Source organism: Nonomuraea rhizosphaerae (assembly GCF_019396405.1).
Lineage (GTDB): Bacteria > Actinomycetota > Actinomycetes > Streptosporangiales > Streptosporangiaceae > Nonomuraea > Nonomuraea rhizosphaerae.
In genome coordinates, this window is record NZ_JAHKRL010000537.1 from 1 (window position 1) to 7,804 (window position 7,804).

Sequence of the window (7,804 nt, forward strand, 5' to 3'; positions counted from 1 at the left end):
GCAGGTCGTAGGCGACCTGCGCCGCCCCGTACAGCAGGATCAGCGGCAGCGTCAGTACGGCGGGCAGCGCGGACGTGGCCAGCGTGAGCACGGCGGCGGCCAGCCGGATCCCGCCCGCGGCCCGGTCGCGGGAGCACAGGTGCTGCAGCCCCAGCGTCGCGAGCACCACGGCCGCGGGCACGCCGAAGGCCCACCCGGCGCCCGGATGGGCGATCGCGTGCTCGATCCCCACCCCGAACGCCACCAGCCCCAGCGCGAGCGGCAGGTGCGAGTACACCCACACCTGTCCCGCCAGCCTGGTGCGCAGCACCACGGACTCGTCGATGTGGCCGAAGTACATCCACCAGAACGCCATCGCGATCGCGATGCCGGCCAGCGCGATCAGCAGCGTGCCCGGCGTGACGGGGTGACTCTTCAGCCCGAGCACCACGGCGGCCACGACCTCGCCCAGCACGATCACCACGAACAGCCCGAACCGCTCGGGCAGATGCTCGCTCTGCGGCGGCAGCGCCCCCTGGTAGCGCCGCGCCAGCAACGGCGTGGCCAGGTCGATCACCATGGCGACGCCCCACATCACGTACCGCTGCGGCGCCTCCACGGCCAGTGACGCCACCCAGATGACCGCCGACACCGCGAACCCGGCCGCGTAGCGTCCGGCCAGCGCCCGCGCCTGGGACACGTGCCGCCCCACCCGCAGGTAGGCGACGATGAGGAGCACGCGGACCACCACGTAGGACAGCGCGAACAGCGCCGACCGCGTCTCGATGTCGCCCACGCTGGCGGCCATGGTGCCGACGGCGAGGATCTGCGGCAGCACCAGCAGTCTGTGGCTGACGTCGTCGGTGTCGAACCGGTTGGCGTAGAACACGTACCCGGCCCAGGCCCACCAGACCGGTACGAACAACCCCACGAACGTCAGCACCCGCCCGAGCGACGTCCCCTCGGCCAGCACCCCGGCCAGCTCGGCCACGGCCACGACGAACACCAGGTCGTACAGCAGCTCCAGCCAGGTGGCCCGCCGCTGCGCCCCCTCGAACAGCCGCAACCGTGGCGGCTGCCAACTCCTGCCCACCTGAACCTCCATGTGTAATCGTGTAATTATCCACATGGCCGGGGGCTCAGGAGAAGGCGGACGAGATCACGGGTGGCGAACAACTCCTCGAACGGCCCACGGTGCGCACGTCACGGCGCTCGGCCGGGGAACCGGAGGAGCGTTCCCCTGGACGGGCGCCGGCCCTGGTCGGCGGGTGGGGCCGGCCCATGCCGGCCGTAAGAGAAAAGCGTCGCGCCAGGAAGAACGGGAAGAAAACGCCACGCCCGGAAGGAGGGCCCGCGGGCGGGAAGAAAGCATCGCGCCCGGCCCTCGGGGTGGGCCAGGCGTATGGGCGCGATCGGGCGGCCCGTCGCGGGACGCCGGCACGCGGCGCCCCACCAGGCGTCCCCCCGCCAGAGGAAGGGGCGGAGGATACGTCAGCGGTCGTCCTTCGACAGCCATAACCCGATCGCGGTCACCCGGGAATCGACGCCCAGTTTCGCGTAGATCCGGTTGACGTGGTTCTTGACGGTCTTCTCGCTCAGGAACAGTCGCTGCGCGATCTGCCCGTTGGACTGACCGGTCGCGATCAGGTCCATGACCTCGGTCTCTCGCTTGCTCAGGGACGTGAACACGCTTTCGAACGCTGCGTCATCGACTCTCATCCGGCCTCCGGGGCGCGCAGACGGTCAGATCGCCGAGGGCCCCCGTGCTTCCGGCGTTAGCGGTAGACAGCGAGCATAACTCGCAATGTCATGTTTTGGGGACGTTGCCGGAGAAAACGGCAACGGCCGGTCCCGGGGGACCGGCCGTAGGCATGGGGTGAGTGAAGGGACTTGAACCCTCGACATCCAGGACCACAACCTGGCGCTCTGCCAACTGAGCTACACCCACCATGGACCGCCGATTGGCGGGCACAGGAAAAGTGTAGCGGTGTTCGGGAGTCTTTACGCCACTCGATTATCCGCGCCGCGCGCCCGGCCGGCCTCGCGGCCCGCGCCGCTGCACCGTTCCACCGCACGTCGGCACCCGGCTCGGGGCTGGAGGATCGGCTCGGGGGCCGGGCCGCGCCCGGCGGGAGAATCGGCGGACCCGCGTGGCGCAGCAGCCGGGGCCGCGCGTGGCTGGAGACGCGCGGTGGGAAGCATGCGGCCGGAAACGCGCGCCGGAAGCGGGGCCAGCCGCTCAGCCGCTGACGCGCTCCGCCACCGCGCGGGCGGTGGCCGAGTCGGGCCCCGGCTGGCCCACGAACACCGCCGCCCGGTAGTAGCGCAGCTCCCTGATGCTCTCCGTGATGTCGGCCAGCGCCCGGTGCCCGCCCTGCTTCTCCGGCGCCGCGAAGTAGACGCGGGGGTACCAGCGCCGCACCAGCTCCTTGATCGAGGACACGTCGATCATCCGGTAGTGCAGGTAGCCGTCGACCACGGGCATGTCGCGCGCGATGAACGTCCGGTCGGTGCCGATCGAGTTGCCGCACAGCGGCGCCTTCTTCGGCTCGGGGATGTGGCGGCGGATGTAGTCGAGCACCAGCGACTCCGCCTCCGCCAGGGTCACCCCGCCCGCCATCTCCGGCAGCAGCCCCGAGGCGGTGTGCATCTCGCGGACCACCTGCGACATCTGCTCCAGTGACTCGGGCGGCGGTTTGATGACCACGTCGACGCCCTCGTCGAGCTGGTTGAGCTCGCTGTCGGTGACGATGCACGCCACTTCGACGAGCGCGTCGCGGCCAAGGTCGAGCCCGGTCATCTCGCAGTCGATCCAGACCAGCAAGTCACTCATTCGATCTCCTCGCCCAAGCGGCTCGGAGCCATCCGCCCGCCTGCGTACCCCCACAGCCTAGTGCCACTGGTCACGCGGGCTTGAGCGAGCTGAGAACCTGGTTGACCACGTCTGTGCCCAGATTGTCCGGTACGGAGACGTATAGGAGGGCTGGGGGCTGTCCCTGGCCGCGGTCCATGACCACGACCGCGCCGTTTTCCTTGTTCCACTTGTAGCCCTTGGCCTTCGACTCCTTGGTGAAGTCGAGCTCGAACTGCAGGACCCACGCGTCCCTGTCGCCGATCTTGAGCGCCTTGTCCGCGACGATCTTGTTGGTGTGGGGCACCTGGTAGTACCTGGCGAAGTCCACGAACACGGCCTTGCACGTGTCGCCCAGCCCGTCCGGCGACCCCGAGTAGGGGTAGAGCTGGTTCAGCGGGCCGGTGTACACGTTGCCGATCCAGTTGTCCTTGCCGTCGAACTTCTCCTGCGCGATGGCCTCCACGCCGCTCGACCAGCTCTGCTGGGCCGGGTTGGTGCCGTTGATGTCGCTGTAGTTGGGCACCTTCCAGCCGGTGGGCACCTGGTAGGAGATGCCGGTCTGCGGGTCGGCCACCCGGCCGTCCTGCGGCTGCGGCAGCTCGCCGCTGCCCTGCGTCGGGGGCGCGGTGCTCGGCTGCTGCTCAGGCGTCGGCCGGGTCGGCTCGTTCGTCGCGCTCGGGGTGGGCTGGGCGATCACGCCGTCGTTGCCGCGGTTGACGAAGAAGATCCCGACCGCCACGATCAGGCCGATCACCACCAGCGCCGCCAGGCCGCCGAACACCCACGGCAGCGGGTTGCTCTCCTTCGGCGGCCCGCCGTAGCCCGGTCCGCCGTAGCCGGGCCCCGGCAGGGAGCCCTGGCTCCAGGGCTGCTGCCCGTAGGGAGCGGGCTGGCCCTGAGTGGGCTGGCCGTAGGCGGGCTGCGTGGCGCTGGGCTGCCCGTACGGGGCCGTCCCGTACGTCGGCTGGCCGAACTGCAGCGTCGGGTTCGCCGGCGTGGCGGACCAGTCGGGCTGCGGCCCCGACGACGGCTGCTGCGGCCCTGAGGGCTGCGGGGCCGAGTACTGGGGCCCGGAGGACGGTGGCGCGGAATAAGGCTGCGATCCGCCGTACGGCTGGGGGCCTGAGGCGGCCTGTGGCCCGGACGGCTGTTGCTGCGACGCCCCCTGCTCCAGCGGGTGCGTGGCGTCCGTCCACTGGCCGCCGTCCCACCAGCGGAGTTGGGGGGATCCGTACGGGTCGGGGTACCAGCCCGCGGGGGTCTGCGTGGTCATGTTCGTCAGCGTAGTAAGAACGGCTTTGATATGCATTGCTGGGCCGGTCACCAAACCCACGACGTCAGTATTCGGACGTCAGCATTTGTACGTGAAGCTCGCCTTGTCGGTACGCGTGGGCCCCGGGGAGAGCACCCGGAGCGTCGCGGTGGCCTTGACCGTGCTCCTGCCCTTGAGCGTCCACCGCAGCGGCACCGTGTAGGAGGTCTGGTCGGCGGTGGTGCGGAGGGTCTGCTTGACGACCTCCTTGTCCAGGTTCTTGCGCCATTCGTAGCTGATCTCGCCGGCCTCGCCGTTGGTGACGATCGTCCCGGTGACGACGACGGCGCTGTCGCAGCCCTGCGTCTTCTTCGGCGCGACCACGTTGATCGACTTGACCGCCAGCTCGGGCGCGCCGCTCAGCTTGAACCAGGCCAGGATCGCCCCGCCCATGACGATCGCGAACAGCGCCGCCGCCAGGATCGTCTTGCGCCGCCTGGCCCGCGCGGCCCTGTCCGGCTTGCCGCCGCCACGCGACTGGACCGTTCCGCGGCCCTCGCGCCAGATGCGCTCGGCGGTGGTGCCTCGCTGCGCCTCCTCCGTGCTGACTCCCGGCCCGAACTGCACGGGACCGGAGCCCGCGCCCGCGCCGGGGCTCGGGACGGCCAGGAGCGTGACGATGTCGCCCTCGTCGAGCGGCTGCTGCGGCTCCACCGGCGGGTGCGCGAACGCCGACCTGCCGCGCGCCGCCTGGGCCAGCCGTTCCTGGCTGATCCGGCCGCCGGGCAGCGCCGTGGGCTCCGACAGCACGACGGCCCTGGCGGTGCTCAGGCCGTGCGTGGTGGCGGTGACCGCGGCCCGTTCGAAGAGCTGCGCCGCCCGGGGCGCGCCGCGCATGACGGCCGCGCCCAGCCCGCGCGCCAGCGACGCCCAGGCCGTCGCGTCCCGTTCGGGCCGGGAGACCTGCCCGCGGATGGCGTCGGCCAGGCCGCGCTCCGACAGCAGCGCCGCGCCTTCGGCCGTGATGACCACGGAGCCCGGGTGCACCGAGCCATGGGTGACCCCGGCCGCGTGCAGCGCGATGAGCGTCTGCGCCGTGTCCGCCAGCACGGACGCCGCGCCGCTCGCGTCGATCGGCCCGGACGACATCACGTCCGTCAGCGTCGGGCTGACCGCCTGCGCGGTCAGCAGCCACACCTGCTCGCCTGCCGCCACCACGTCGGCCACGGGGATCAACCCGGTTAAGCCGCCCAGAACCAGCCGCTGATCCGTCAGTACGGTCGCCACGACGCGGTCGCGCACCCCCGGCAGCGCGATGATCCGCTGGTCGAACAGCAGGGCCCCCGCCCTGCGCCCGTCCGGCGAGATCGCGTCGATCCAATTGCCAAGCTCGGTGATCCAGGTGTTCTCGGTGAGCCGGAAACCGGCGATATCGTTCCGAGAAGTGTCCATCGCCGTTGCCCCCCGGCGCTTCCTAGCGCTTCCTCCGGTGCCGTCCCGCCATGTGGCGCTTCATGGCAAGTGTGACCGGAACCGCGCCGGACGTCATCAGTCCGATCGCCAGGACCGCCCCGGGGCCGGGTGTCGACGAGAGCGTCGGGGTGTTTCCGCCGTCGTCGTTGGTGGGGGTCTGCGTCGGCCGGACGGTGGGGTCGGGGGAGCTGAGCGTGCGCGTCGGGCGGACCGTCGGCGGCGCGGAGGTCGTCGGCGGCCGGCTGGTGGTGGAGGCCACGGTCGGCGCGTCGTCCACGTCGCTGGTGATCTCGGGACCGGGCGACTCGGGCGGCGGGCTGGCCTTGGCCGTGGTCCTGACCGGCCTGGAGGTGGACCTGCTCGGCCTCGGGGTCCTGGTGGCCTTGGGCGTCCTGGACGGCTTCGGCGTCGAGCTGGCGACAGGCGGCGGCGTGGCGCTGGCCGAGGTGGTCGGCTCGGTGGCCGGCTCGGTCGCCGTCTCCTCGGGCGGGTCGCTCGACGGCTCCTCCGTCGGCTCCTCGGTCCGCGCGTCCGCCACCGACACGGTCGCCGACGGCGTCACCGGGGTGGTGCGCGCCTGCAACTGGGGCTCGCCCGACATGGTCTGGATCAGCACCACCCCCACGGTGAACACCAGGGCGGTGCAGGCCGTGCCGATCACGATCTTCGTCGAGAGCCTGCTCATCAGCCGGGTGGTCTCGCCCAGGCCCGGCTCGCCGAAGTCCGTCCGCGCGAGCGAGGTCTGCGCCTCGACCCCGGCCTCGGGCCCGCCCGGCAGCAGCACGAGCAGCAGTCCCGCCAGCCGGGCCAGGCGGCGCTTGCCGCGCTCCTCCCAGTCCGACCCGTACGCCCTGGCGGCGACCGCCTCCAGCTCGATCAGGAACGTCTCGGCGGACTCCGGCCGCTCGTCCGGGTCCTTGGCCAGGCCGCGCTCGACCAGGTTCCGCAGCGGGCCGGGCACCTCCTCGACCGGCGGCGCCGCGCTCTGATGCTGGCGGGCCAGGGCCGCGAGGTTGGGGGCGCGGAAGGGCCGGGCGCCGGTCAGGCACTCGAAGAACACGACCGTGGCCGCGTACACGTCCGTGGCGGGGGTGGCCGACGAGCCGACCCACTGCTCGGGGGCCATGTAGGGCGGGGTGCCCGCGGCGTTCGCGTCGTCGCCGACCCTGACCGCGATGCCGAAGTCGACGAGCTTGCTGGTGCCGTCGCCCTGGACCATGACGTTCTCGGGCTTGAAGTCGCGGTGCACGACCCCGATGGCGTGGGCGGCGGCCAGACCCTGTAACGAGCCCTTCAGGACGTACAGGGCCGCCTCGGGGCCCGTGGGGCCCTCGGACCTGAGCAGCTCGCGCAGCGGGACGCCGTCGACCAGCTCCATGACGATGGCCGCGCCGAAGCCGGTCTCGACGTAGTCGACCAGGCGGGCGTTGTGCGGGCTGCGCACGGTGCCCAGCAGCCGGGCCTCGTGCCGGAACCGGGCGACGAACCCGACGTCGGAGCGGAGCTGGTCGGACAGGTACTTGATGGCCACCTCGGCGCCGTCGTGCTCGCGCCTGGCCAGTACGACCCGGCCGGACGCGCCCGCGCCCAGCTCACGTTCCTCCGAGTAACCCGGGACACGCCAATGGCCATCGCCGTTCATCTGGTTCCCCTCCAGTCGTCTGGGCCCCCTCGCTCATCAGACGGACCGTAGCTTAACCAGTGACAATCTCGTTCCCACAACGCTTATGTCGATAAAGTCACCCGATGGTGCCGGAATCATCGGGCTCCGGGGTCTTGGTGTCGTCCGGGGGATCGTCCGGCTTCGGGGACTCGTCGGGCTTGGGAGTCTCCTTCGGCGGCTCCTCCTCCTGGCAGGCCGCCGTCCGGCCGCCGGCGCTGTCGCCGCCGTTGGCCGCCCTGGGCCGGCTGTTCGCCGAGATCTGCCAGGACGTGCCGCAGGGGACCTTGCCGAAGGTGTACGTCAGCGACCTGGTGTAGGCGGTGTCACCGGACAGGGTGAGCGACTGGGTGTGCGCGGCCCCGCCGAGGGAGAAGGTGACGAGGAGCCGTACCGGCTGGTCGTTGCCGGTCGTCACCGAGACGGTCGCCGCGGCCTGGCCGCCCGGGGACAGCGCGGCCCGGACGATCGAGACCCGCTTGACGCTCGGCGGGCACGTCACCCTGGCGCGCGCGGTGGCCGTGCGGCCGCCCGCGCGGACGGTGACCGACAGAGTGCTCCCGCAGGGGCGGGACCTGAAGGCGTA

At 71.7% G+C, this 7,804-nt stretch carries 7 protein-coding genes and 1 tRNA gene; all 8 read right to left on the reverse strand.

What is annotated here, in order from left to right; all coding sequences use genetic code 11:
* Positions 1 to 1,072 (reverse strand): low temperature requirement protein A (locus tag KME77_RS27865; RefSeq protein ID WP_219471917.1); only part of this gene is annotated, 1,072 nt, incomplete at its 3' end.
* A 398-nt stretch (positions 1,073 to 1,470) separates the two neighbouring features.
* Positions 1,471 to 1,668, reverse strand: a complete 198-nt coding sequence (locus tag KME77_RS27870; RefSeq protein WP_308250941.1) for a helix-turn-helix domain-containing protein — start codon at positions 1,666 to 1,668, stop codon at positions 1,471 to 1,473.
* A 183-nt stretch (positions 1,669 to 1,851) separates the two neighbouring features.
* Positions 1,852 to 1,927 (reverse strand) — tRNA-His (locus tag KME77_RS27875).
* A gap of 291 nt (positions 1,928 to 2,218) precedes the next feature.
* Positions 2,219 to 2,812 carry an oligoribonuclease gene (gene orn / locus KME77_RS27880; protein ID WP_219471925.1) on the reverse strand — a complete coding sequence of 198 codons (594 nt, stop codon included), beginning with the start codon at positions 2,810 to 2,812 and terminating at the stop codon, positions 2,219 to 2,221.
* A 70-nt stretch (positions 2,813 to 2,882) separates the two neighbouring features.
* Complete coding sequence (locus tag KME77_RS30130; protein WP_219471927.1) at positions 2,883 to 4,106, reverse strand: DUF2510 domain-containing protein; 1,224 nt, start codon at positions 4,104 to 4,106, stop codon at positions 2,883 to 2,885.
* A 78-nt stretch (positions 4,107 to 4,184) separates the two neighbouring features.
* Entirely contained in the window at positions 4,185 to 5,537 is a 1,353-nt protein-coding gene (locus KME77_RS27890) for a protein kinase family protein (RefSeq protein ID WP_219471930.1), read from the reverse strand.
* A gap of 22 nt (positions 5,538 to 5,559) precedes the next feature.
* On the reverse strand, positions 5,560 to 7,200 hold the full coding sequence (locus KME77_RS27895) for a serine/threonine-protein kinase (RefSeq protein WP_219471932.1): 1,641 nt from the start codon (positions 7,198 to 7,200) through the stop codon (positions 5,560 to 5,562).
* Positions 7,201 to 7,297: 97 nt separating this feature from the next.
* A partial coding sequence (locus tag KME77_RS27900; protein ID WP_219471934.1) for a hypothetical protein occupies positions 7,298 to 7,804 on the reverse strand: 507 nt, incomplete at its 5' end.

Excerpts from the sequence above, each read along its gene's own strand:
- orn (WP_219471925.1), bottom strand. The coding sequence starts at position 2,812 with ATGAGTGACTTGCTGGTCTGGATCGACTGCGAGATGACCGGGCTCGAC.
- KME77_RS30130 (WP_219471927.1), bottom strand. The coding sequence starts at position 4,106 with ATGACCACGCAGACCCCCGCGGGCTGGTACCCCGACCCGTACGGATCC.
- KME77_RS27890 (WP_219471930.1), bottom strand. The coding sequence starts at position 5,537 with ATGGACACTTCTCGGAACGATATCGCCGGTTTCCGGCTCACCGAGAAC.
- KME77_RS27895 (WP_219471932.1), bottom strand. The coding sequence starts at position 7,200 with ATGAACGGCGATGGCCATTGGCGTGTCCCGGGTTACTCGGAGGAACGT.